This window comes from Maribacter halichondriae (assembly GCF_027474825.1).
Taxonomy (GTDB): Bacteria; Bacteroidota; Bacteroidia; order Flavobacteriales; family Flavobacteriaceae; genus Meishania; species Meishania halichondriae.
In genome coordinates this window covers 4337566-4363064 of the sequence record NZ_CP107030.1, presented here as the reverse complement: position 1 = coordinate 4363064, position 25499 = coordinate 4337566, and the positions used below count along the sequence as shown (strand labels likewise).

Annotated in this window: 24 protein-coding genes, 1 tRNA gene and 3 pseudogenes; 15 read left to right on the top strand and 13 right to left on the bottom strand. The window is 40.1% G+C overall.

Annotated elements, in window-relative coordinates:
• Nucleotides 1–48: 48 nt before the first annotated feature.
• Nucleotides 49–1168: pseudogene (locus N8A86_RS20470) on the bottom strand (GTP cyclohydrolase).
• 73 nt (nt 1169–1241) lie between these two features.
• Nucleotides 1242–2348 carry a transporter gene (locus N8A86_RS20465; protein WP_273567062.1) on the bottom strand — a complete coding sequence of 369 codons (1107 nt, stop codon included), beginning with the start codon at nt 2346–2348 and terminating at the stop codon, nt 1242–1244.
• 86 nt (nt 2349–2434) lie between these two features.
• Here N8A86_RS20465 and N8A86_RS20460 point away from each other — a divergent pair, with 86 nt between their 5' ends.
• The 6 genes and pseudogenes from N8A86_RS20460 to N8A86_RS21845 all read left to right on the top strand — a co-directional run bounded on the left by N8A86_RS20460 (nt 2435) and on the right by N8A86_RS21845 (nt 7962).
• A complete protein-coding gene (locus tag N8A86_RS20460) occupies nt 2435–2698 on the top strand; it encodes a DUF4834 family protein (protein WP_273567061.1) in 264 nt (87 codons plus the stop codon).
• 34 nt (nt 2699–2732) lie between these two features.
• Nucleotides 2733–4115 (top strand): glycosyltransferase family protein, encoded by a 1383-nt coding sequence (locus N8A86_RS21855; protein ID WP_337251686.1) that lies wholly within the window; start codon nt 2733–2735, stop codon nt 4113–4115.
• Between the two features lie 4 nt (nt 4116–4119).
• Nucleotides 4120–5178 (top strand): YfhO family protein, encoded by a 1059-nt coding sequence (locus tag N8A86_RS21850; protein WP_337251685.1) that lies wholly within the window; start codon nt 4120–4122, stop codon nt 5176–5178.
• A gap of 58 nt (nt 5179–5236) precedes the next feature.
• Nucleotides 5237–6506, top strand: a pseudogene (locus N8A86_RS20450) (glycosyltransferase family 4 protein).
• Nucleotides 6506–7603: a lipopolysaccharide biosynthesis protein gene (locus N8A86_RS20445; protein ID WP_337251684.1), complete on the top strand. Its 1098-nt coding sequence runs from the start codon at nt 6506–6508 to the stop codon at nt 7601–7603. Before N8A86_RS20450 ends, N8A86_RS20445 begins: the two are co-directional and overlap by 1 nt.
• Nucleotides 7603–7962 carry a hypothetical protein gene (locus N8A86_RS21845; protein WP_488226197.1) on the top strand — a complete coding sequence of 120 codons (360 nt, stop codon included), beginning with the start codon at nt 7603–7605 and terminating at the stop codon, nt 7960–7962. Before N8A86_RS20445 ends, N8A86_RS21845 begins: the two co-directional genes overlap by 1 nt.
• A gap of 196 nt (nt 7963–8158) precedes the next feature.
• Here the strand turns inward: N8A86_RS21845 and N8A86_RS20440 are convergent, their stop codons facing one another.
• A complete protein-coding gene (locus N8A86_RS20440) occupies nt 8159–9403 on the bottom strand; it encodes a hypothetical protein (protein ID WP_273567060.1) in 1245 nt (414 codons plus the stop codon).
• A 192-nt stretch (nt 9404–9595) separates the two neighbouring features.
• On the opposite strand from N8A86_RS20440, the gene N8A86_RS20435 reads away from it, so the two are divergent.
• Nucleotides 9596–9880: a hypothetical protein gene (locus tag N8A86_RS20435; protein WP_273567059.1), complete on the top strand. Its 285-nt coding sequence runs from the start codon at nt 9596–9598 to the stop codon at nt 9878–9880.
• Between the two features lie 9 nt (nt 9881–9889).
• Here the strand turns inward: N8A86_RS20435 and uvrA are convergent, their stop codons facing one another.
• Nucleotides 9890–12670 carry an excinuclease ABC subunit UvrA gene (gene uvrA, locus N8A86_RS20430; protein WP_273567058.1) on the bottom strand — a complete coding sequence of 927 codons (2781 nt, stop codon included), beginning with the start codon at nt 12668–12670 and terminating at the stop codon, nt 9890–9892.
• A gap of 244 nt (nt 12671–12914) precedes the next feature.
• Between uvrA and N8A86_RS20425 the strand changes: the two genes are divergently transcribed.
• From N8A86_RS20425 to N8A86_RS20410, 4 genes are all read left to right on the top strand, one after another.
• Nucleotides 12915–13496 (top strand): RNA polymerase sigma factor, encoded by a 582-nt coding sequence (locus N8A86_RS20425; protein WP_273567057.1) that lies wholly within the window; start codon nt 12915–12917, stop codon nt 13494–13496.
• A gap of 104 nt (nt 13497–13600) precedes the next feature.
• Nucleotides 13601–13744, top strand: a complete 144-nt coding sequence (locus tag N8A86_RS20420; protein WP_273567056.1) for a hypothetical protein — start codon at nt 13601–13603, stop codon at nt 13742–13744.
• A gap of 413 nt (nt 13745–14157) precedes the next feature.
• Nucleotides 14158–14739, top strand: a complete 582-nt coding sequence (locus tag N8A86_RS20415; protein WP_273567055.1) for an RNA polymerase sigma factor — start codon at nt 14158–14160, stop codon at nt 14737–14739.
• Between the two features lie 76 nt (nt 14740–14815).
• Nucleotides 14816–14959: a hypothetical protein gene (locus N8A86_RS20410; RefSeq protein ID WP_273567054.1), complete on the top strand. Its 144-nt coding sequence runs from the start codon at nt 14816–14818 to the stop codon at nt 14957–14959.
• A 15-nt stretch (nt 14960–14974) separates the two neighbouring features.
• Here the strand turns inward: N8A86_RS20410 and N8A86_RS20405 are convergent, their stop codons facing one another.
• Nucleotides 14975–15637 carry an endonuclease III domain-containing protein gene (locus N8A86_RS20405; protein WP_273567053.1) on the bottom strand — a complete coding sequence of 221 codons (663 nt, stop codon included), beginning with the start codon at nt 15635–15637 and terminating at the stop codon, nt 14975–14977.
• 53 nt (nt 15638–15690) lie between these two features.
• On the opposite strand from N8A86_RS20405, the gene bcp reads away from it, so the two are divergent.
• On the top strand, nt 15691–16143 hold the full coding sequence (gene bcp, locus N8A86_RS20400) for a thioredoxin-dependent thiol peroxidase (protein ID WP_273567052.1): 453 nt from the start codon (nt 15691–15693) through the stop codon (nt 16141–16143).
• Nucleotides 16144–16221: 78 nt separating this feature from the next.
• On the opposite strand, the gene N8A86_RS20395 is transcribed toward bcp, so the two are convergent.
• Nucleotides 16222–17685 (bottom strand): nucleotidyl transferase family protein, encoded by a 1464-nt coding sequence (locus tag N8A86_RS20395; RefSeq protein WP_273567051.1) that lies wholly within the window; start codon nt 17683–17685, stop codon nt 16222–16224.
• A gap of 89 nt (nt 17686–17774) precedes the next feature.
• On the opposite strand from N8A86_RS20395, the gene N8A86_RS20390 reads away from it, so the two are divergent.
• Nucleotides 17775–18539, top strand: a complete 765-nt coding sequence (locus N8A86_RS20390) for an MBL fold metallo-hydrolase (RefSeq protein WP_273567050.1) — start codon at nt 17775–17777, stop codon at nt 18537–18539.
• A gap of 12 nt (nt 18540–18551) precedes the next feature.
• Nucleotides 18552–19046, top strand: a complete 495-nt coding sequence (locus N8A86_RS20385) for a hydrolase (protein ID WP_273567049.1) — start codon at nt 18552–18554, stop codon at nt 19044–19046.
• Here the strand turns inward: N8A86_RS20385 and N8A86_RS20380 are convergent.
• The 7 genes and pseudogenes from N8A86_RS20380 to N8A86_RS20350 form a co-directional block, all read right to left on the bottom strand.
• A complete protein-coding gene (locus tag N8A86_RS20380; RefSeq protein WP_273567048.1) occupies nt 19043–19702 on the bottom strand; it encodes an alpha/beta hydrolase in 660 nt (219 codons plus the stop codon). The two genes, N8A86_RS20385 and N8A86_RS20380, sit on opposite strands and share 4 nt — an antisense overlap.
• A 123-nt stretch (nt 19703–19825) precedes the next feature.
• A complete protein-coding gene (locus tag N8A86_RS20375; RefSeq protein ID WP_273567047.1) occupies nt 19826–20149 on the bottom strand; it encodes a hypothetical protein in 324 nt (107 codons plus the stop codon).
• Between the two features lies 1 nt (nt 20150).
• Nucleotides 20151–21403, bottom strand: a pseudogene (locus N8A86_RS20370) (dihydroorotase).
• Entirely contained in the window at nt 21403–22755 is a 1353-nt protein-coding gene (locus tag N8A86_RS20365; protein ID WP_273567046.1) for a hypothetical protein, read from the bottom strand. The pseudogene N8A86_RS20370 and the gene N8A86_RS20365 overlap by 1 nt, the downstream one beginning before the upstream one ends.
• Before the next feature lie 26 nt (nt 22756–22781).
• On the bottom strand, nt 22782–23321 hold the full coding sequence (locus tag N8A86_RS20360) for a BatA domain-containing protein (RefSeq protein ID WP_273567045.1): 540 nt from the start codon (nt 23319–23321) through the stop codon (nt 22782–22784).
• A 102-nt stretch (nt 23322–23423) separates the two neighbouring features.
• Nucleotides 23424–24431, bottom strand: coding sequence for a glycosyltransferase family 2 protein (locus tag N8A86_RS20355; protein ID WP_273567044.1), 1008 nt, complete (start codon nt 24429–24431; stop codon nt 23424–23426).
• A gap of 53 nt (nt 24432–24484) precedes the next feature.
• A tRNA-Ser gene (locus tag N8A86_RS20350) sits at nt 24485–24569 on the bottom strand.
• A gap of 105 nt (nt 24570–24674) precedes the next feature.
• Here N8A86_RS20350 and N8A86_RS20345 point away from each other — a divergent pair.
• Nucleotides 24675–25430 carry a sulfite exporter TauE/SafE family protein gene (locus tag N8A86_RS20345; protein WP_273567043.1) on the top strand — a complete coding sequence of 252 codons (756 nt, stop codon included), beginning with the start codon at nt 24675–24677 and terminating at the stop codon, nt 25428–25430.
• Nucleotides 25431–25499: the final 69 nt, after the last annotated feature.

Here is a 25499-nt window from a genome sequence, read left to right as displayed (position 1 = left end):
AAATTCCAAGAAATTCAAGCTTGGAATTTGGAATTTGATTTTTGCTGCTTACCGCAGGTTTTTTCGGTATGTTCTTCTTCTTTTATAGACGACTGGGTCAAAATGCTTCCACATCTGCTTAATTGCAATATTTTCCTCTAATTCAGGTGTACGATAGCACATATCGATGCCTTTGGCCGTAAAGGTTTTGTAGTATTCGTTAAAAACAATTGCGGTCACTCCTTTATTTTGATACTCGGGATGGATACCGATCAGGTAGAAATAAACGTCCTTACTTTGTTTTTTCGCTTTTAGCAAATGGAATATCCCAAAGGAAAAAGCTTTCCGTTCGCTTTTTGAAGTGCTCTCGAAAACGATGGCATGACAATGGAAAAGGCAATTAGTTTATCCTCTTTATCCACAATAAACTTGATGTATTCTGGATTGATAAAACTAATGTACTTTTTCTTGAAATATGCTTTTTGTACTTCGGTAATGGGTACGAAAGAAGACAGCTTTGAATAGGTTTCGTTGAACAGATCGAACATTTGGTCCGCCATGGGCATTACCTCTTTTGTTTTTGTGAAATTTATTTCCCGGAGTCCATAGCGACGTTTGATTAAGTCATTGAGTTTTGTGAAAAGGGCGGGGTCGGCGTTACCTGCTGGAAATTTGTTTTCCATATATTCTTTTTCCTTAACAAAGCCCAACCGTTCATAATGGTCTTTGTAATACGGGTGGTTGTACCAGGTAATCATACTTCCAATATGTTCGAACCCCTCGATAAGCACTCCGACCTTGTCTAGATTTGAAAATCCGACAGGCCCTTCCATATAGTCCAGATTATTTTTTTTCCTATTTCATCGACCTTTTGTAGCAGCGTTTCAGAAACCTCAGGATCGTCAACAAAATCGAACCAGCCGAAGCGTATCTTTTTGATTTTCTGTTCATTGACCTCAAGCCAGTTAATGATTACAACAACTCGCCCGACCAAATCATTATTCTTGAAAGCTAAGAAGAACCAAGCATCTGCATTTTTAAAGGCAGGATTTTTATCCTTATCAAAACTCTCAAGTTCATCGGCAATAATCGGCGGAACCCAATACGGATTGTCTTTATAAAGCGAAAATGGAAATTTAACGAACTGCTTTAGCTCATTTTTGGTAGATGCTTCTTTGAGCGTGACCATACAGTACATTTTGTAGGGTCAATATTAGCGAATAAAATTCAAAGAAGTAATAGATTAAAAATAGATAACCTATCTAAAACTCGATTTCGTCTTTATCATCTTTTTTGTTTTTCTTCTTTTTCTTTTCGGCCTTCTTAAGCTTTCGAAGTTGTTTTTTTGAAGGACCTAAATCAATGTCCTCTGCTCCGGTGCCTTTTTTCTTCTTTTTGGCCTCCCGCTCTTTTTTCTTCATTGCGTTCTTTTTGATGGGGCCGCCATTTTCTCCTGCATTCTGCTCATCTATGGCCTTAGGCGCCGGGTCGCTGTGAAGGTCGAAACGATACGATGCGCCCATACTAACGAAGATTCTCGAAGGTGTATTTTTAAAGCTGGCGCCCATATTCATATCTACCTGTAAATCTTCGTTCAATAAATGTGCTACACCGCCTCGTATAAGTACATCTGAATAACGGTCGCTTTTAATGCCTTGATTTTCAACGAAGGCACTCCATTTCGGGTTTCGAAAGGCATATGAAATTGAAGCCAAATAACTCAATTCAGGGAAATTTGTTGAAATTCGGTCATAAGCAATATTGGTAATCAGAACGAATCTTGGGGTAAGTCTACTTTGGGTGGCAACCATTCCGCGATAGGAAACTGTTGGGTCGCCCACATAAAACGGATTGTCGCCCAGATTGAAAGTAGCTCCACCATAAAGTGACACGGAGGGAATCAGATTTTTCAACTGAAAAACATAATTCTTTCGCCAACTGTATAAATTGGGTTTGTTCCGCTCTGGATTTTTATAACGGTCATAGATTAGAAATTTAAGACCTAGTCTATTCCTTGAAAAATCGGTAAACCGTTCATTGGTCAGTGTATTTGAAAAATCGACATTTTGTGTCTGGTAGGTACCTTCGTAATTGAGTTCCAATTGTTCGAACAGCAGTCCGTAGCGTAAGGAAAGGTCGCCACCCCAGATATTCGATTGGGTGTTCAAAAGACTGTGGTCGCTTTGTTCGTAGAATCCGCCAACTTCGGCTTGAATTACGTTTTTACCAACGGCATAGGCACTAACGGAAAGTCCAGGTCGATTAGAATTGATAACATCGGTATACTGCGAAATTCCAAAAATGGGTAAGATGAACACGTGTAACAGTAGCAATTGCTTGATGCTATTCATTTCAAACGGATGCCCCATAAAGCTGAATTTATTAATATTTTAAGACTTTTGCCCTCTTAATACAACGTGAGAATTGTATTTTTGATATGTTGAAATCAAAATAAATGGCTTTTTTAAAGACGATATTAGTAATACTACTGGTCTACTACCTGCTCAAAATGGTGATACGTTTATTGGCGCCCAAGCTTTTCAGCTATGCGGCCAAAAAGACCGAAGCCCATTTTCAAGAAAAGTTCGGTGACTTCATGAGCCAACAAGGTGCCGACGAGGAAAGGGTGGGGGATGTTGTTATCGATAAGAAACCCAATAAGAACGGTTCATCTTCTGAAAAAGTTGGGGAGTATATTGATTTTGAGGAGGTAGATTGATTATTTTAGCACCACCAACCCCTTAAACCATTTCATGCAAACAGGTTTAAAAGCTTTCTTTGTCCATTTTTTCGTAGTTGTTTTCTTTGTTATTACTGCATTGGCTTACTTCAATCCCGTACTTCAGGGGAAAGTCATTGAACAGTCGGATATTATCCAATATACCGGTATGGCCAAAGAGCAGAACGATTTTAGAAAACGTTCGGGCGAAGAGCCGTATTGGACCAATAGTGCTTATGGAGGAATGCCTACTTTTCAGTTGGGTGCGTATTACCCCCATGATTATGTGAAGAAATTGGATCGGTTGATTCGTTTTCTTCCCCGACCTGCCGATTATCTCTTTCTCTATTTTATTGGGTTTTATATTTTGCTTTGTTGTTTAAAGATTGATTATCGACTTGCAATAGTAGGGGCGTTAGCCTTTGGCTTTTCGACCTATCTGATAATAATCTTCGGGGCGGGGCACAATGCAAAGGCTCATGCCATTGGGTATTTGCCTATGGTTTTAGGAGGTATTGTCCTTGTCTTTCGGAAAAAGTATCTATGGGGATTTGTGCTGACTGCCGTGGCCATGGCCCTCGAAATTGTGGCCAACCACTACCAGATGACCTACTATTTTATGTTGTTGGTATTGATTTTAGGAGTAGCCTATTTGGTCGATGCCATTCGGAAGAAAAAATTGAAACACTATTTTATTTCGGTGGGCATACTTTTAGCGGCTGTTTTTCTCGGTATTGCGGCCAATGCAACAAGTTTGATGGCAACCAAGGAATATGCGGATTGGAGTACACGAGGTAAATCTGAAATCACAATCAACTATGACGGGTCTCCCAAAGAAAATACAGACGGACTTAGCAAAGAATACATCACCTTGTGGAGTTATGGCATAGCGGAGTCGATGAATCTTTTCGTACCACGACTTTTCGGCGGCGGAAGCCTAGAAGATTTAGGGGAAAACTCAAAGGTGTACGATTTTCTCATAGACAAGGGCATCACTAGAAGCCAATCGTTGGACTTTACAAAAAACCTGCAGCTGTATTGGGGAGAGCAACCGGGTACCTCAGGGCCAGCCTATATTGGGGCTATTATCTTTTTCCTTTTCATTTTGGCCTTGATTTTGGTAAAAGGTCGTGCCAAATGGTGGCTCTTAGGGGGCACGATTATGTCATTGGTGCTTTCATGGGGCAAAAACTTTAGCGTGCTTACCAATTTTATGATCGATTATTTTCCGCTGTATGATAAATTTCGTGCAGTATCCTCTATACAGGTAATCTTGGAACTCTGTGTGCCGATTTTGGCCATATTGGGCCTTAGTGTGCTGTTCAATGAATATGTCTCAAAAGATAAAAAAGATCAAAGCGCTAAAAATCTCGTTTTTTACCGTTCTCGGTATTGGGGTCTTATTATTATTGGTTAAAGGGATGTTCAGCTTTTCGGGATACCACGACCCGACCGTAAAACAGTTTTATGGAGATGAAGTACTCGAACTGATTAAGTTGGATCGCAAAGCGGAATACAATAGTGACCTCTTTCGCTCTTTGGCATATGTCTTTCTAGCTGCTTTGGCACTATGGTTTTTCTTGAAAGGAAAAATCAAGGAGAACCTTGTGATCATTGTTTTAGGAATCCTTATTGTTTTTGATTTGGTCGGCGTGAGCCAACGATATGTGAACAATGACGATTTTGTAGCCAAAAGAAGAATGACACAGCCTTTTCAAGAAACTCCGGTTCATCAAGAGATTTTAAAGGATAAGGATGTTTTTAGGGTCTTCAATCAAGTTGAGGGCTTCGAAGGTGCCGGCACATCGTACTTTCATCAGGCCATTTCAGGATACCATGCCGCGAAACCTGCAGGCATGGAGGATCTTTTCTATTTCCATATCGCACAAGGCAACATTAAGGTTTTGAACATGTTGAACGTTAAATATGTAGTTCAGCAAGATGAGGAAGGAAATCAATATCCCGCACTTAATCCTGATGCCAATGGTAATGCTTGGTTTATAGAAAGACTGAAGGAAGTTAAAAACGCCAATGACGAACTGCTGGGGCTGAAAGATTTTGACGAAAAGAAAGAAGCTCTGGTGAATACCGAGGTATTTCCGACCATCAATCAGTTTAATTTTAAAGTGGATTCCACCGCCTCAATAGAACTTACCGATTATAAACCCAACCATCTTACGTATCAAAGCAAAAATGATAAAATGGGAGTTGCCGTTTTTTCGGAAATGTATTATGCCCCGGGATGGAATACCTATATCGACGGAAAATTGACCGATCATTTCAAGGTAAATTATGTGCTTCGAGCGCTAAAAGTTCCAGCGGGCGAACATACCATTGAATTTAAATTTGAGCCTCCCGTCATCGAAAAAGGGAGTACGATTACGTTGGCGAGTTCAATTTTGCTCGGATTGATCATTATCGGCGGAATCGGATTTTCTTTTTGGCGGTCACGCAAGGAAGAAGAACAAAAACCGTCGTAGAGAGGCAATGCCTTGCCTCTCTACACGGAGTATCCCGTAATCTAACCTACCATACCCAATGAAAAAGGTACTTATCATTACGTATTATTGGCCACCCGCAGGCGGCCCCGGTGTACAACGATGGTTGAAATTCGTAAAGTACCTTCCTGAATTTGATATCGAGCCTGTTTTGTACATCCCTGAAAATCCGCATTATCCAATACAAGACCCTTCGTTGATTAACGAGGTCTCGAAAAACCTTAAAATATATAAACATCCGATTAAAGAACCTTACGGCTGGGCGGGACTGTTGATGCCTAAAAAAACAAAACGTATCAGCTCGGGTATCATCCAGACAAAGAATCAATCCGTGCTTGAAAAATTGATGCTCTGGGTACGCGGAAATTTTTTATACCCGATGCCAGAAAAAATTGGATCAATCCTTCTGTCGAATTTCTAAAAGATGTTTTGGATAAAGAATGCATCAATACTATAATTACTACAGGCCCTCCGCATAGCGTCCACCTTATCGGTAACACCTTAAAATCAAATCGAAATGTGCGCTGGATTGCCGATTTTAGAGACCCTTGGACGTCTATAGGGTATCATAAAAAACTACGATTGACCAAAGCGTCCCAAAAAAAGCATAAAGACCTAGAGCGATCGGTGTTACAAAATGCAGATGAAATCATCGTAACAAGCCCTACCACAAAAAAGGAGTTTGAAAAAAGTACGGACCAATCTATATCGGTAATAACCAATGGCTATGATTCAGACTACACCGGTGGTGCTAATATCGATAATAGATTTACTCTAGCGCATATAGGGTCATTACTTACAGGAAGAAACCCCAAAAACCTGTGGAAGGTGCTTTCTGAATTGGCTACGGAAAACGAGCTGTTCAGGTCGAGTCTCCAAATCGAGTTTTTGGGCGTTGTAGGGCAAGACGTGCTTGATACACTGTATCGCTATGAACTGGGGCCATATTTAAAGATTAAAGGTTACGTTTCGCATGCCGAAGCAGTACGTCGTCAACAACGGGCTCAAATGCTTCTGTTGATCGAAATTGATTCGGAAGAAACACAGGGTATCATCCCGGAAAGTTATTCGAATATATGGCCGCAAGAAGGCCGATATTGGCAGTGGGACCAAAAAAATGGGATGCTGGTCATATCATTGCGCAAACCAATACAGGTGTAGTATTCGACTATACATCGCATGAAAATTTAAAAAAGACAATTTTGGAATGTTTCAAGGCGTTTAAAAGTGGCACGTTGTATGTCAATTCAAAAGGAGTCGAAGATTATAGGCGCAAGGCCCTGACCGAACAACTCGTCAAACAACTTTAATGGGAATCGTTTTAAAACAATCGTTGAACAATACCATGATAACCTATGTCGGGTTTGGTATCGGGGCGTTGAACACCTTGTTTTTATATACGAATTTTATGGAAGACCAATACTATGGTCTCATACAGGTCATTTGGTCGGCTTCTGCGGTGTTGATGCCAATATTGGCTTTTGGTGTACCGAATACCTTGATAAAATTCTATAGTGGATTTGAAGACGAAAAAACCCAAGATGGTTTTTTAACCTTGATGCTTCTATTGCCATTGGCGCTTATTGTTCCCATCACCTTGATCAGTTATTTTGCGTATGATACCATTGGTGATTTGCTTTCCAATAAAAACTCAATCGTTAAGGATTATGTCTGGTATATTTTCTTGATCGGCTTGACCATGGCCTATTTTGAGGTCTTTTATGCCTGGGCGCGCATTCGCATGAAATCCGTCTTTGGGAACTTTATGAAAGAAATATTTTGTCGGGTTGGGCAGACACTTTTGCTGATATTGTTGATTTTTGAGGTTATCTCGATTGAATTCTTTATCAAAGCCTTGGTAGGATTTTATATCCTGCGAATGCTGATTATGAAACTATATGCGTATCGTCTGAGAATGCCGAAACTTTCATTTCAATTTCCGGAAAACACTAAAAGTATCATTCAGTACAGCACCTTGATCATCGTTGGAGGCTCAACCGCAATCATACTTTTGGAAGTAGATAAGGTCATGATCAACAATTTTATTGAGATTGAAAATGTAGCCTACTATGCCGTTGCGGGATTTATCGCGACGGTCATTGCCGTTCCTTCACGATCGATGCATCAGATTACCTACCCGTTGACCGCAGAACATTTGAACAAAAAGGATAATGTTTCCCTAAAAAAATTGTATCAGAAAAGTTCTCTTACGTTGTTCATTGTCGCTGGCCTACTTTTTCTTCTTATCCTATTGAACCTTGATGATTTGTACAATATGCTCCCTGATAAGTATCGAGGTGGCTTTATGATCGTTTTTGGATCGGGCTGGCGAAAGTCTACGATGCCCTATTGGGAAACAACAACTCTATTCTATACAATTCCGACTATTATCGTGCTATTTTGTTGATGGGTATTCTTTTGGCCATATTGGCCATAGTGTTCAACATATGGCTAATTCCTAAATATGGACTTGACGGTGCGGCCATTGCCAGTTTTTCCGCATTCTTTATTTACAACACGGTAAAATTGATTTACGTGAAGCTAAAGTTCAATATAGGGCCGTTTACTTCAGAAACTTTTAAAGTGTTGGCTTTACTTTTGTTGATTGCGGCATTATTCTACCCCTTGCAGTTTCCTTTTCATCCTATTTTAAATATTGTGCTAAAAAGTATTCTGATGACCGCAATGTATATTGGAGTTCTATATCGCTTTAAGATTTCAGAGGATGTCTTTGGGGTGATTTCTAAATTTTTAGGAAAGAAATAGTCAAATTTCGAGTATCCTCCTTATATATTCAATGTTATTCCATGATAACCAAATAATCATTGCAATAGATTCTTCGGCAACACTTTGGCAAGCTTAGCGTGACATCTCGAATTTTAAAATAGACTTGATTAAAAAAAGCCCCGCAGCGAACGAATTCGCTACGGGGCCAAACAACTAACCAACCTAAAAACTATCTTTATTGTCTTCCTCTACTTCGTGTAGAAATCGACTTTGTATTACTTCTGCTGCTTCTAGCAGGAGCTTTGCTCACTCGACTTCTCGAAGAGGTACTTCTTGAGACCGTACTTTTACTAGGGGCCGAGCTTCGGGCGACCGTATTTCTGCTTCTAGAAGGAGCCTTGCTCACAGCACTATTGGTAGAGCTACTCTGTGGCCTTTTGTACGTCTTCGTACTTCTAGCTACCGTACGACTTCTCGGCGTTTGCGTTACAGTTCTTTTGGTAACGGCATTCCCTTTTGGGGAACGAACTGTCGTTGACCTTTGGGCAACCTTACGTCCGGTATTTGAGCGTCCATCTACTTTACGTACACTTCTACTTTCTACTCTTTTTGAGCGGTCTACGGCTGTTCTGCCGGCGACCTTACCGTTCGAACGGTTTGACCTTACATTAGCCGTTCTGCTTACACCTCCATTGTTCCGTGCAATCTCACTTTTACGGGTTGCATTCCTTCGTCCGGTATCCACGGTTCTATTGCTTCTGACGGCATCACCTCTACGAACCCTGTTATTCTCACGTACTGCAACACGTTTGTCGTTTCTATATACCGTAGCTCTTTCTCGTCGCACTTTATTATATCTGTGCTCTCTTCCAATTTTAGCATAACCCCATCGACGGTTGTTACGATATGGATTGTAATACGTATATCGGAATGGACTGTAATACCTTCTATAAGGACTGTTGAATACCAAGCAGAATCCTAAAGCGGGCCTTGCAAACCATCGGTGAAAAGGTCGGTACACATAACTTCTATTGTAGATGTTAATGTAACCCGTGTGATAATCGTAAAAACCTCGATTATTATAATAGACATTCATGCCACCCATTCTAAAGACCCTGCCATTTCGGTAGGCAACATCGACATCACCGATTTGGGTCACGCGACCGTAATAGTCATAATAAATAGGTGTATTCTCTACTTGAATAACGGCACCATAGTCATCATATTGGGCATACGGACTGTAATCAAAACCTGTATTAAAGGTTATTTTGTTTCTTCGTCCGTTCACATAATTTTCAACGTAAAAATCAAACTCGCCATCAGGAAATACTGAAAACGTAATGCCATTTTCAACAAAGATGAAAGAGTTGTTGTAATTATAAGCATTGCGTGTTGCAACCTTATCTTCGTTTGTACTTGTGGCCATGACACCTGAGGTGCCTAAAATGAGGGCCGAAAAAAGGAGTACTAAATTTCTCATGATATAAGGTTTTAATTCCTGAATGCAACTATTTACATTCGATAGGTATATACCAAACAGCGTGCCAAAAAACCAATATCAAGCATAAAATGTTGATAATCAATCGATTAATTATTTATTAAGTAGAAAATATTTCTTCTTATGAAACAAAATCTATATTTTAAACACTAATTGTTTAAAATGTAAGATATAATGGGTGGCGAAGGAAGTATGGCCAGTGCAATCGTTAGTTTAAGACAAAATCGGGCACTACTAAAAAGACGAAATATTAAAGAATTGAAGGATCTATTTTATGAACAATCTGGAAAAACAGAATTGGAATTCAAAAAAGCAAGTCCCGAGGAGTTGGCTATTATTAAGAACAAGATTCGAAAAAGGGCCAGGAAAGCCGCTAGCCATGAAATTTTGCTTTATTTGATTTCCTTTATCTGTTTGGGTTCTCTTGTTTATCTTGTCTATCTCTTTTTCTTTAAATAAAATAAAACCTTATACTAGTTTCTCTCTCAAATATTTCGCGGTGAATGACTCTTGCCTCAGGATAATCTCTTCGGGAGTGCCTTCAGCCAACAAGTTGCCGCCGTTTTCACCACCCTCTGGCCCGAGGTCGATGATATAGTCGGCACATTTAATGAGTTCGATATTATGTTCTATGACCACTATGGAGTGTCCTCGGGCGATAAGCGCATTAAAAGATTTCAATAATTTTTTGATATCATGAAAATGGAGTCCGGTTGTGGGTTCGTCGAAAATGAATAGGGCTTTATCCTTGGTATTTCCTTTTACCAAGAACGAAGCAAGTTTAATGCGCTGCGCCTCACCGCCCGAGAGGGTAGAGGAAGATTGACCAAGGGTTACATAGCCCAACCCTACATCTTGCAGAGGTTTTAACTTCGTCGTTATCTTGGTTTGTTTATGTTTCTCGAAGAAGGCAATGGCATCATCAATGGTCATATTAAGCACATCATCAATGGAGGCATCTTCGAATTTAACTTCAAGTACTTCCTTTTTAAATCGTTTGCCGCCGCAGGTATCGCATTCTAGATGAACATCGGCCATGAACTGCATTTCAACAGTAATTTCTCCTTCCCCTTTACATTTTTCGCATCGACCTCCATCGACATTGAACGAAAAGTGTTTGGCCTGATACGCTCTGATTTTACTCAATTTTTGTGAAGCGAACAGATTACGAATATCATCATACGCCTTGATGTAGGTTACCGGATTGGAACGTGAAGAACGCCCGATTGGGTTTTGATCAACGAATTCAACATGTTTCAGATGTTGATATTTTCCTTCAAAGGAGGTGTATTGCCCGGCTTTCTCTCCGTAACCACCAACTTCTTTGAGAATAATGGGATATAACAGCTTTTTGACCAAGGTGCTTTTGCCGCTTCCGGAAACCCCGGTCACCATCGTCAACATATTCAAAGGGAAAGTCACATTTATATTCTTCAAATTATTTTCCCTGGCACCTTTGATGGCAATATGATTTTTAGAAGTCCTTCGCTCTTTGGGGACTCCAATTTCCATAGAGCCGTTCAAATAACTTGCCGTCAGTGATGTAGATCGTAATACTTCTTCTAAAGTTCCGTGAGCAACGACTTCGCCACCATGGGTACCTGCTTCTGGGCCTATATCAATGACTTCGTCGGCCGCTTTCATAATATCTTCATCATGTTCCACGACAATTACTGTGTTGCCCAAATCACGCAAAGATTTCAAAACCTCGATGAGATTCTCGGTGTCCTTTGGGTGTAGCCCAATACTGGGTTCATCCAAAATGTACATAGAACCTACTAGGCTACTGCCAAGGGATGTAGCCAGATTGATACGTTGACTTTCCCCGCCGGAAAGGGTATTCGATTTTCGGTTCAAGTTCAGATAACCCAGCCCCACCTTATCCAAGAAACCGAGTCTTGTGGTAATTTCCTTTAATAGGCGGGAAGCAATCTGTATATCGTGTTCGCTTAACGAAAGTCCTTTGAAGAACGTCATCAATTTTTTAATGGGAAGCTCTACCAGATCTGAAATTGACTTTCCGTCAACTTTTACATAGTTCGTCTCTTTTCGCAGTCGTTTGCCCTTACAGACATTACATTTGGTTTTTCCCCGATATCGCGACAACATGACCCGATTCTGTATTTTATAACTTTTCTCCTCTAACATAGCAAAAAAGCGATGCAATCCCGTGAAATGGGAATTGCCGTCCCAAACAAGTTGTTTTTGTTCCCCAGAAAGCTCGAACCATGGCTTATGAATGGGGAAATCGAATTTGTAGGCCGAATTAACAAGTTCGTTTCGATAATAGCTCATAGATTCTCCCCGCCATGGGAAGATTGCATTTTCATAGACCGAAAGCGCAGTATTCGATATCACCAAATCTTCATCGATACCGATGACATCCCCATAACCCTCGCATTTCGGGCAGGCCCCATATGGGTTGTTGAAACTGAATAGGTGCACATTGGGCTCCATGAAAGACATTCCGTCGAGCTCGAACTTATTGCTAAAAGTTGTTCGCTTGTGGGTTTCCAGATCTTCGATAATGCATTCCCCTTTTCCCTCGAAGAAAGTACTATCGATGGCATTAGCCAAACGATTATAAAAAGCCTCATCGTCGGCCTTGATAATCCGATCGACGACCAGTTCGAAATTTTTGGTAATATTTTTGGGAGCGGCGTCAATGCGAATTACGGATCCGTCATACTTTATTCTTGCGTATCCCTGTTTTGATAAGAGCTGCAATGATTTTAGGGTATCACGGTCTTCAAGTATTGATATTGGGGCCAAAAGCAGCAATTTCGTTCCCGTTTCGAAATGCTTTACATGATTGACAACATCGGTGACCGTATCCTTTTTGACTTCCCGCCCCGAAATTGGTGATATGGTTTTTCCTATCCGTGCAAAAAGAAGTTTTAAATAATCATAGATTTCAGTGGTCGTGCCCACCGTAGACCTAGGATTGGTCGAATTGACCTTTTGTTCAATTGCGATGGCCGGAGCGATTCCTTTTATATAGTCCACTTTTGGTTTGTCCAATTTCCCTAAGAACTGTCTGGCATACGAAGAGAGACTTTCCACGTAGCGCCGTTGCCCTTCGGCATACAGGGTGTCAAAGGCTAAACTCGATTTTCCAGAACCGGAAAGTCCAGTGATGACGACCAATTTATTACGTGGTATAACAACGTCTATATTCTTAAGGTTGTGCAACTTCGCACCCTTGATAATTATGTTCTCTTTTGGGTTTATATCTGCTAATACGGACATCTTTTCGTTTAAGAATGCAAAGATACACTAAGCATGTTTCACTACCCAGAAATGTATAGTTGGCATCGAAAATTGTGTGGATGACAACATAATTTTTCATTGGCTATTTAATTTTTTCTATATTTGACCTCACCTAAACGTCAAAGCGCCTATACAACAACATTACTTTTTTAAAAATTAGATAGCAGTAAACAAGACCTCTTCTTCTAGAGGCCCCCTAGTTTTAACCAAAAAAGTAATAGTTATGGACCCACAGCTTGACGATTCCTTGCTTATTAAAAATTATGTTGCTGGAGACGAAAAGTCTTTAGAAATTCTTATCAATAGGCATAACCAGCGAATCAGCAGTTTCATTTATTCAAAAGTGAACAATCGCGATATTACCGAAGATATTTTTCAAGACACCTTTATTAAGGTCATCAGAACCCTCAAAAAGGGCAGCTATAGTGAGGAAGGTAAATTTTTACCTTGGGTGATGCGAATAGCGCACAACTTGATCATCGACCATTTTAGAAAGAATAGTAGAATGCCAATGTATGGTGGTGCCGATAGCTTCAACATTTTTTCAGTGATGGGCGATGATAAATTGAATATTGAAAAACAGATTATCAAGGACCAGATAGATATGGACCTTACTTTACTCATTGAAGAATTGCCGGCCGATCAAAAAGAAGTGCTTCACATGCGCATGTATCGCGATATGAGTTTTAAGGAGATTTCGGAAAACACTGGGGTAAGCATCAATACGGCTCTGGGTAGAATGCGCTATGCATTGATCAACCTTCGAAAGATCATAGAAGAGAATAATATAGTTTTAACGAACTAATCGACCCATAGGTCTAATTAACGAATTTTTAGACGTCAGGTCGAACGGATTCATTATATTTATTTCATGTTGCGTTATCATAGTGAAACAATACTGAAATAATTATGGAAAAAATTTACGCAAAGAATCAAGACCGATGTGAACTGGCAAAAGCGAAGCCCGAGACCGTGAAGTTTTTATTGGATTATTCTAAATCTTTAAAAATTAACGAAGCGCAAGGCATCAAATTTGAAAGCAACATGAATTAAACTTGATAAATTTTTTTAAAACCCTCAATACTTTAACTATTGAGGGTTTTTTCTTTCTTCTAAACGTATCTATTTTCTTTAATTTATTTCTAGAGTTTTCTTTTACCATCCGTAAAAATTGCCTTTAACGCACATAATTAGAATAATATCAGTTGATTATTCATTAGAGTATATACATTTTCTTTCCTATTCCACGTGCCGAAAAACAGCTCACAAATGAAAATTGCTTGTTTCACATCAAAAACAAGTGGTTTGACAACATAGTTTTTTCCAAACACCCCCTTTTCTCTAGTTTTATCTCATAATTCAAAACAAAAGAAGTCTCAAAAGGACTTCAAAAAAGTAAACTCAAAAAATAGTAACTAACCGGGCTTTCTTCATTTTGAGCCCAATCTTAACCTAAAGTTTTTTGTATGAAACTACAAATTGAAGATTCAGAACTAGTAAGAGACTACATCAGCGGAGACGAAAAGGCACTCGAAGTCTTGATCAACAGACACAATCAGCGTATCTCAAGCTTTATCTACTCAAAAGTATTGGATAGGGACATTACGGAAGACATTTTTCAAGATACTTTCATCAAGGTAATCAAGACCTTGAAAAAAGGGTCTTATAGTGAAGAAGGTAAATTTCTACCTTGGGTCATGCGCATCGCGCACAACCTGATCATCGACCATTTCAGAAAGAATAAGAGAATGCCAATGTTCGAAGGCAATGATGATTTCAATATCTTCTCCGTTATCGGCGATGACAAATTGAATATCGAAAAACAAATCATTAAAGACCAGATCGATTCTGATTTAAAGGAGTTGATCGAAGAATTACCCGACGATCAAAAGGAAGTTCTACTGATGCGTATCTATAAGGACATGAGCTTCAAGGAAATCTCTGAAAACACTGGTGTAAGTATAAACACCGCTCTTGGTAGAATGCGCTATGCACTCATCAATCTTCGAAAAATAATCGAAAAAAACAATATCGTTCTGACCAACTAGTTTTTTGTAATTTATGTAAAAACAATATTTCCATTTTAGTTGCGTTATCTTATCATAACAATATACGATTACTAATATGGAAAAAATTTACACTAAACACGTAGGAAAGAACAAATTTTTCAAAGCTTGCCCTGAAACAGTACGTTTTCTGCTGGATTATTCAAGGTCGCTACATGTGCTGGAACATGAAGAATTCCAGTTCGAAAGTATGTTGAACTAATAAAAAGACCCGCAATTAGCGGGTCTTTTTATTTTTATAGTAGTCATTAATGACGGTTTTTCTACCAATCGTCTTAGTGATAATGTCTTTATCCAAATCCCAGCCCCTTGCCAGGGAATATTCCCGACCGTACCATATAATCTGTAAGTGCAGATCGTTCCATAATTCCTTGGGAAATATTCTTTTTGCATCCTTCTCGGTCTGAACTACGTTTTTTCCGTTGCTGAATCCCCATCGGTACATCAGACGATGAATATGGGTATCAACGGGAAAAGCAGGAATTCCGAAAGCCTGTGATACCACGACACTTGCCGTTTTATGGCCCACGGCAGGAAACTCTTCCAACAACTCGATCTCTTTAGGAACGATTCCATCATATTTTTCCACCAACATCTTTGATAGCCCGTAAATTCCCTTTGACTTCATGGGGGAAAGGCCAACGGGTTTTATAATCTCCCGAATTTCTTCGACCGATAATTTGATCATATCATACGGGTTATCGGCCCGGGCGAACAATAACGGGGTAATTTGGTTGACGCGTACATCAGTACTTTGAGCCGAAAGCAATACAGCGATCAACAACGTATAAGGGTCTTTATGCTCCAACGGAACAGGAATTTCAGGATAGATTTCTTCAAGCGTTCTAATAGTAAATGCTACTCTTTCGGCTTTGGTCATTTTTGCTTAGTTTCGCTAAAAATTGAGTGTACGAATTTAAAGAAAATTAAGCTATGAACATGTTGAAAGTAGGGGATAAGGTGCCCGATTTTATATCAAAAGACCAAGATGGTACGATTATCAAACTTTCCGATTACGCGGGAACAAAACTGATTATCTTTTTCTATCCTAGGGCGAATACTCCGGGTTGTACGGCCGAAGCATGCAACTTACGGGATAACTATTCCGAATTAAAGGCACAGGGCTATGAATTGTTAGGTGTGAGCGAAGACTCTTCCAAAAAACAATCCAATTTTAAGAATAAATATGATTTACCGTTCCCTTTGCTGGCCGATGAAGATCATACGGTCATCAATACCTTTGGTGTGTGGGGTCCTAAAAAGTTCATGGGAAGGGAGTTCGACGGTCTGTTGCGAACTACTTTTATCATCGATGAAAACGGGGTTATTGAAAAGGTTGTCGATAAAGTAAAGACTAAAGACCACGCTGCGCAAATACTTGATTGACAAAGTATTATAGATAATTAAAAAGCCCTTAGAACATGAAATCATGTTCTAAGGGCTTTTATGTTCTGAAGGTAAAGACTACTGAACTTTATCCTCAGTTTCTTTTACCAATTTTCGTGTGAACAAATTATCCTCTTTGATTAATTCTGCTAGGCCTTCGGGTAGCATATCCTCCCAACCCTCTTCGTTGTTCATTAATTTTTTCAGAACGTCACGAGAGAAGATATGCATGATTTCGGGGTCATAGTCGATAATATCCATCACCTTACCGTTGTATTTGAAGAACTTATAAAGTTCCTTCATCCGCGGATGTACCTTAATGTTGTTACTGGTCATAATTTGACCGGTTTCAGCATTTTTCATGGGGTATAGATACACTTGAAGGTCTTTGAAAAATAACTTTCCGAAAGCTTCCAAAATACCTCCGCTCAAGTGTCTATAGTATTTTTCATCAAAAATATCGACCAGATTGTTGACCCCCATGGTCAGGCCAATTTTCGCCTTCGTATAGTTGTTGAAATATTCTACTAGTTTATAATATTCCTGAAATTTCGAGATCATCACGGTATGGCCCAATGAGCATAAAAGTTTGGCCCGGTCCATAAAATCTTGTTCGTCGATTTCGCCCGATGCCTTTAAATTGGCAAGGGTAATCTCGAAAATTACAATGGTATTTTCTTGTTCGACGGACTGGTCACGTATGAAAATATTCATCGACTTTTCGAACATGTCCATGTTGACCTTGGTCACCGGTCTAAAACTACCGCGTAGCGCCAAGATATTCTTCTTGTACAATACTGTTGCGGGAAGCAAATTGTTGCCGTCAGAGCCGAACATGACGGCGTCGGTCATATCATTTTTGATAAGTTGAAGACTCATCAATCGATTGTCGACATCCTTAAAGTTAGGCCCTGAGAAGTTGATCATATCAATCTCGATCGTGTCTTTATCGATATGGTCGTACAAATATTTTAATAGTTTTCTGGGCTTGTGGTATTTGTAAAAAGCCCCATAGATTAGGTTGACTCCAACGGTACCCAAAGTTTCTTGCTGTAGTCTTGCTTCGTTTTGCTTGAAACGGATATGTAGAATAATCTCATCATACTCCTTTTGCTTGGGATCCAATTGAAAACGGATACCTACCCATCCATGACCTTTGTATCGTTTTGAAAAATCTATTGTGGCGACCGTATTGGCATAGGAGAAAAATAATCGTTCTGGATGTTTTTCCCTGCTGATACGTTCTTCCATAAGCTGCATCTCGTGGGAAAGCATTTTTTTGAGACGGGGCTGGGTTACATAACGTCCATCTTTTTCTATTCCATAAATAGCATCGCTGAAATCCTTGTCATATGCACTCATGGCTTTTGCAATGGTACCCGAAGCTCCGCCCGATCTAAAAAAGTGGCGTGCCGTTTCTTGACCTGCGCCTATTTCGGCAAAGGTTCCATAGATATCAGGATTTAAATTGATCCTAAGGGTTTTTGATTTGATCGAAGGAATGTTCTCAAATGCAGTATCCCTTTTTAGAACTGAAGCCATTTTATGTTTTTTGTAGTTGAACAAAGTTAATAAGATCGGGCATTCTATTAAATAAATAAGTTATAATTTTGAATTAAATAGATGAGACGTTGAAAATTGTTTTTTTGGGCACGGGAACTTCACAAGGCATCCCTGTAATTGGAAGCGAGCACCCTGTTTGCTTAAGCTCCGACCCAAAAGATAAGAGACTTCGGGTTTCTGTTTTGCTTTCATGGGACAATCATAATCTGGTTATCGATTGCGGCCCTGACTTTCGACAACAAATGTTGACCCATAACGTTTCAAAATTGGACGGCATTCTTTTCACCCACGAACATTCAGACCATGTTGCGGGCCTAGATGATATTAGACCCTATTTTTTTCGTCAGGGTGATGTGCCCATCTATGCGCATAAGCGGGTGATAATGTCATTACAAAAGCGATTTGACTATATTTTTGCAGGAGAAAACCGATATCCCGGAGCTCCTGCTGTAGCGGTCCATGAGATTGAAAATGATCGCCCGTTCTTTTTTTGTGGAAAAACGGTAATTCCTATCGAGGCCTATCATAATCGCTTGCAAGTGTTCGGTTTTCGAATCGATGATTTTACCTATCTGACGGATGTAAAATCTATGGAGAATGATGAAGTCGAAAAAATAAAAGGCTCCGAAGTACTTGTGGTTAATGCACTTCGTGAAGAGTCCCACCATTCCCACTTTAATCTTTCCGAGGCTTTGGAATTTGTGAATTTAGTTCAACCAAAAACTACCTATTTTACCCATATCAGCCATTATTTGGGCTTTCACAAAGACGTTGAAAAAAAATTGCCCGAAAATGTTCATTTGGCCTATGACAACTTAGTTATAACTCTTTAAAAACGATATTAGATGAAAAGTAAAATTTTCTTGTACCTCTTTGTTTTCATGGCTTTGATATGTCTCTATCTTTTTGTGAGCAACGGGAAGATGCAGGAGTCGAAGGCGAATAAAATCGAAAAACTTGAAAATCAGGTAGTGCAATTAGAAGATTCCGTTAGAAACACACAATTGCGGGTGCTGAACATGCAATATTTTTCTTTGGAAAACAATGATGATGCTCTGGCCTATTATGACCATCTTGAACTTAAAGATCCTTCACGATATATTGCCGATAAGCTCTTGGAGACCAATGAGCAAAAAGGGGACAACCCTTTAATACCTTATGAAGGTATGGAGAGCGATTTTAAGATCAATAAAATCAAGATTCTAAATCATAAATGGATTCTGGCCGACTTCTCCGATGGTAAATATTGGGGCGAAGTACTAATCAATTATGAACTAAAGGATGATTTGGGCGTAGATTTTACCTTGATGGATCATTTGCTGTATACGAGGAGTAATTAAATCCGTTCCTCCAACCACTTTTTAAAGGAATAAAAATTCTCGGGCGAAACGCCATGCCCTACGGGGAATTCCTCATATACATGCGCTATACCGAGTTCTTTTAAAAAACCGGGAGCCCTTTGCGCCCATTCCGAGGGAATTACTTGATCCACCTGTCCGTGGGAAGCATATACGTTTAGTTTTGAATGTTCTTTGTTACGATACCCGTCCAATAGAATGTCTTCATTGATATAACCGCTCAATGCGATAATATTCTTTATTTTTTCGGGATACGATAATCCTACGGCATAACTTAAAATAGTGCCTTGGCTGAATCCTAGTAAGGTAATTTGTTCAGAATCTAATCCATAGGTCTTGCAGGCCTCATCGATAAAAGCGATAATCTTTTCACGGGACGCAATCGCTTGTTCGTTGTCGCTCCATTTACCTTGTACCGCATCAAAATTGATGGCATACCAAGCATGTCCAAAAGGTTCCATGGGGTAGGGGGCACGGGCCGAAATGACACATAGTTTTTCGGGCAATTCTGGTGCGAACGAGAAAAGGTCCTCCTCATTGCTTCCATAACCATGGAACATAAACAGCACAGGAATTTTCCCCGAGGTCAGCGAAGAAGGTCGGATTAGATGTTCCAATGATAGGGGGGCGGTGGTCATGATTGGTATTTGGTTTTGAGTCTTAAATAGTCCGAAATTTAGTTTTATGCAATAGCGAAAATCTTATAATGTCCATTGAAAGCTTGCATCCATCACCCTACCTACAACATCCATCTTCCAAAATCAATTAATAAAAGTAAACCATTTTTGAAAATAGGAACCCAATAGTGGTACCGACAGTTTTTTGTTCTGCAGCGCTCCGATAAAACCATAGCCCCATAAGACAATATACGATATGTAGAGACCATACCAGGCGTACTCGTTGAACCATTGACTCAGAAATATGGCAAAGCCTAAAAAAAACAGGTGTAGGCCAAAGGCCTGTCGTGTGTGAAATCGAGCAAACTCATGTTTCGGTTCGGCGTTCATGGTAATGGCTATCAATGCACCGATCATGGTAAGGTAGGCTACAATTGCCGTAGTACGGCCTGAAGTTTCGGATTCCATTTTAGCTAAGTAGTTGACCGTTGTTGATTACCCCGAAGACCTTGCCTTTCATGACATTTCCTAAGAACATGCTATTTTTTGAGGTAGATAAAATATTCTCGTTTTCGAAAGTATACTTCTTGTTGGGATCAAAAAAGGATAGGCATGCTTCCGATCCTTCTTTTAAAGAAGGTGGGTTGATGCCAAATCGGGCCCTTCCTCTGGTAAGTATCTCAATGGTTGTTTCTAGGTCGAAAAGTTGGTTCAAGATTCCATACGCGCTTTCAAGTCCGATCGTACCGTAGGCTGCATTATCGAATTCCACTTGTTTTTGTTCGATGTTCATCGGTATATGGTCAGCGGTTACAAAGTCAACAGTACCGTCCTTAAGACCTTTTAACAAGGCTTTCTTGTCACTTTCAGATCGTAGAGGCGGAAGCACTTTATATTGTGCATCAAATTCCTCTAGAACAGAATCCGTGAACCACAGATTATGGATGGCCGTGCTGCAGGTCACATTTAAGCCTTTCTTTTTGGCCTCGGCGATCAGTTTTACGGACTCTGCGGTCGATATACAGGGTACATGTAACTTCCCTCCGGTATATTCTAAAATAAAAAGATCTCTTGCTATGTGTAGTTCTTCGGCCAGGGCCGGAATGCCTTTTAATCCCAAGGTCGTGGAAACTGCCCCTTCGTTGACGACACCCTTTCCTGCAATATCGTTGTCGAGGGAAAAGAACATACTAATCCCTGAAAACTCTGTGCATATTGAAGGGCTATTTTTAATAGGTTCGGATTTGCAACAGGATGTTTAAAATCATAGAACCCGACCGCACCGGCATTCTTCATATCATATAGTTCCGCCAAATCTTGGCCCGCGGCGCTTTTAGTGAGCGTGCCTAGGGGATATAATCGTGTAGCATGCCCCTTTGATGCGTTCTTCAAAAAAACAATATCCGAACTGCTATCAGGTACAGGGTATGAATTGGGGTTCAAGACAATAGCGGTAAATCCACTTCGGGCTGCGGTTCGCAGTCCGTTGGCGATAGTTTCCCGTTCTTCATATCCCGGTTCGCCAAATGAAACGCCACTATCGAACCATCCCAAGGAAACATGAAGGTTCTTGATATCGATTACTTTGGTTTTGCCGGTAACATCAATTTTGGTAGCTATCTTTTCAATTTTCCCATTGACAATATAAATGTCCCGCTTTTTTAAATGCAGTTCTTTGTTGGATTTGTCAACGATTTTTGCGGACTTCAAAAGTATATTCATCAAAGGTATTTTTGAATGATTATTTCGACCACCAGAAACAGCAACGCTAAAATAACAAACCATTTCCAAAGGGCGTTGATTGAATTGTCTTTTTGTATCGAGTCGAACAGCGATGTTACCGAGCTTTGCACACTTGCTGGGTTCATTCCGTTAAGGTCCATGTAGTTCAATTGACTTTCGTCACGAGGGTAATTAAAACTGATGTTCTTTATTATTTTTTCGTCATCCGTTATTCCATAAATCCCGTCAGGTATCTCATTGTCTTGAAAAGTTAGAGAAACTTTGTTGGCCCTTATCTGCTGTCGTGGAATAAACTCGAAACCTTCGGCCGTAACTTTTAAGATGCCGTCTTTGCTCAATGTAATAGGAATGTCGATGGTCGCATTCCCACCGATTAGCTGATAAAGTGCTGGCAACTTGAGACTGTTGATTCCCATATTATAGAACGTGGGCACTATTAAGGGGGATTCCTTAAAATTTGAATTTTGACCGTTGATCGAGGCTGTGAACAAGTATTTTCCATTCGTGCCTACAAGAAACGGGTCATTATCCTGAAAGGAGAGTGCCGTGGGCAGCGATGACTTTATTCTGAAATAGTTCGATACCCTCGGATACTGGAAATTGGTTACGTTCTTTTCAAACACATTTTGGTACAACGGGTGCGAAAAAGCGATTTTGGTAATGTTCCGCTCGACATTTACTTTTTGAGTAATCGAGGACCCGAACAAATTGGCCAGTAAAGTGTTATATGATTCAAGTGTAATATTTTCTGCAGGAATAACGGTTAAGTTACCGCCTGAATCGGCGTAAGAATTGAGGCTTGTGGTCAGCGAATTCGGTATACTTTCCAATTCGCCTAAAATAATAAGGTTTTGTTCTCCTAGCTTTGCGTAGTCAAGATTCTGGATATCAAATTGCGAGAAGTCGAATTCGGTATCGGTAAAGATGCGTTTCAGGTAGCGATTATTGCCTGAATCTATGGCAAGTACCTTAATCTTGTCCCTTTGGTCAATGGTAACATACAGTTGATTGTCATAGGGTAGACCGACATCCGTAATTTCAACCTTTCCCTTAATCTGCTGGTTCGCCGGAATCGTAAACTTTACCTCGGCTTTTTTATCGGTATCGAATATCGCAGCGGTCTTGGCAATAAGCTTTTCCCCATCATATAATGATACCGGCGTACTTTCCATTGTACCGTTGGTCGTTAATAGGGCCGTGAGCTCAATAATGTCGGCCTCCGAATTATCGACATAGACCGAATCAACGGAACTGTTCACCAGCTCACCGGTAACGAGTTTTACAAAATGTTTCCGTACCGAACCGGTCGAATCCATCTCGGGCGAAGCCATACGGTCTTGAAAATCGGAAACGAGAATCAGGTTTTTTTCGGTTGCTTCTTCCTTACTGAAAAAGTGCTCGATTTCAAAGATATTTCGGATAAGTTCAATTGATCGGACGTATGTTTCAAAGTCAATAGATCATTTTGAATGTCATCGACGGTTACCGCTTTGAAAGTGCGATCATTTGTAAAGAGCGAAAAAACTTCATCTTTAGGAATCGACTGTATCAATTGCTGAACTGCATTTTCGAATACCGTTGCGTTATCGGCCCTGGCCTGTGTACTAAAAGAATTATCCAAGTAGATGACCGTCTCTTTTTCGCGAAGTGCGGATTCTAAAGCGGTAAAAGGTTGGGCAAATGCAATGACCAAACCTGCGAGCAAGCCCAGCCTTGAAAGTAGCAAGAGCCATTTTTTAAGGGTACTACTTTTTCGGGATTCCGACTGAATACGCTGTAAGACCTTCACATTGGTAAAAGGGGTCTTCCTAAATCTACGAAGTTGAAAAAGATGGATAAAAATAGGAATCAGTAGTAGCAATAAGGCCCAAAGAAGTTCTGGATGTTTAAACTGCATTCCTATATAAGATTGGGCAAATTTAGGTAATTCAAGGTTCAAAATTCAAAGTTCAATGCAAAAGTTTCCTTAATCCTGAAACCTTGAACTTTAAATAGCCGATCAGCAAAAGAAAAAATAATCTTTCATATGCGATTGCCCTAGTTTTAGAAAGTAATCATGAATCATTATTTGTGCCTCTTCATTGGCTACGGTAACGATGCTCTGGGGATTGTCCAATACTTCCAAAACCGTGTAGGGCAACATTTTTTTTCCGTATATCTCTTTCCCTATTTTTTTAGGGTTATCACAGAGCCAGTAAAAATTGATATTTTTGTTCAAAAGCCCCTTGGCAATTTCTTTTCCCTTGTTTCCCGCACCCCAAATTGTTAGAGGTCGATTTTGATCGTATTCCAGTTTTAGAAAATAGTGCAGTTTGATATCCAAAAAATAGTTTTGGGCATAGTGTTCACTGGTTCTGGAAGTTCTAGTATCGTAATCGCGCCAAAGATGTAAAACTTGTTCACAAGGAATACATGTGAGGCCCTTTTCATAAAATCGAAACGTAAGATCGTAGTCTTCGGGATATCTATTGGATTCAAAGGCTCCGCAAAAATCTAAATCATTCCTGTGGACCATCCAGCAAGGGGAGGGGATGACACATTCTTTATAGATTTCGGAGTAGTTGGCACCCTCGGCCGTTAAATTGTTCAACCATCGCTCATAACGTTCATAACCGTTGCTAATTCCCCTATCAGAGAAATACTTTACTTGTCCGATGGCAACATGATTTTTTTCTCTATTTATGAGGGAATCGACCATAACCTTGATTTTATCGGACTTCATTATATCGTCAGAATCCATGCGGGTGATCAATTGCCCGTGACTATGTTTGTATGCGGTGTTTAAGGCGTCGATGATACCTTTCCCCTCATTGTCAAAAACTTTTATTCTAGCATCTTTTTCCGAGTACCTTTTCACCAAAGACCGGCTTTCGTCGCTCGAATGGTCGTTTACTGCCAAAACCTCCCAATGTTCATATCGTTGTGATAGAATGGAATCAAGGCATTCGGGCAAGAATATTTCTGTATTCTTAAAGGGAATAAGAATGCTGACCAAGGGTTGTTGCATGGGCACAATTTACGCAAACAAAAAAAGCTTCACGAAAGTGAAGCCTTTGATCGCGGAGGAAGAGGGATTCGAACCCCCGGAGGTGTGACCCTCAACAGTTTTCAAGACTGCCGCATTCGACCACTCTGCCATTCCTCCTAAGCGGTTGCAAATATAACAACCTTTTTCAATACCATAAAAAGAACCTGATTTTATTTTCGGTCTAGTATCCAATAATTCCGTTTATGACCCTATTTTTGCCAAATGGAAGAATGGTATCATTATCTTCTTTTAATTGTGGTCGGGTTTGTCGTTGGGTTTATCAATACCGTCGCCGGAGGGGGCTCATTGATTTCCCTGCCCGTTCTTATATTTCTTGGGCTGCCTCCGAGTGTGGCGAATGGCACGAACCGGGTAGCCGTGGTGATACAAAATATGATGGGCACCGCGGGCTTCAAGAGCAAAGGAGTGTCTACTTTTCCTTTCGATATATATTTGGGTATTTCCGCTTTGTTCGGGGCAATTTTGGGGGCCTATATAGCGGTCGATATCAAGGGTGAGACCTTTAATCGAATTCTCGCCATCATTATGGTCATTGTTGTTTTGATAATTCTCTTTAAGCCCAAAATGAAGTTTGATGACCTTCATGAGAAGATGACCGGCAAGCATCTTTGGATCGGTATTCTAGCATTCTTTTTCTTCGGAATTTATGGTGGTTTTATCAATGCCGGTCTCGGGTTCATAATTATCCTATTTTTGCATTATGTAAATCAGTTATCATTGGTGAGGGCAAATGCCACCAAAGTGGTCGTAGTTTTGATTTATACGCTCGCTGCTTTGATCGTTTTTATCCTTAATGATAAGGTAATTTGGAAAGTTGGATTGATTCTCGCAATTGGCAACGGAACCGGCGCATGGGTGGCCAGTAGAGTTTCCGCGGAAAAAGGTGATGGCTTTATCAAGACTTTTCTGGTCATTATGGTTATTATTATGGCAATCAAACTTTGGTTTTTCAATTGAAAAATTCCGTTTACTGTCATTCCCGCGTAGGCGGGAATCTAATCAAGAGTAAATATCATTCCCGCAGAG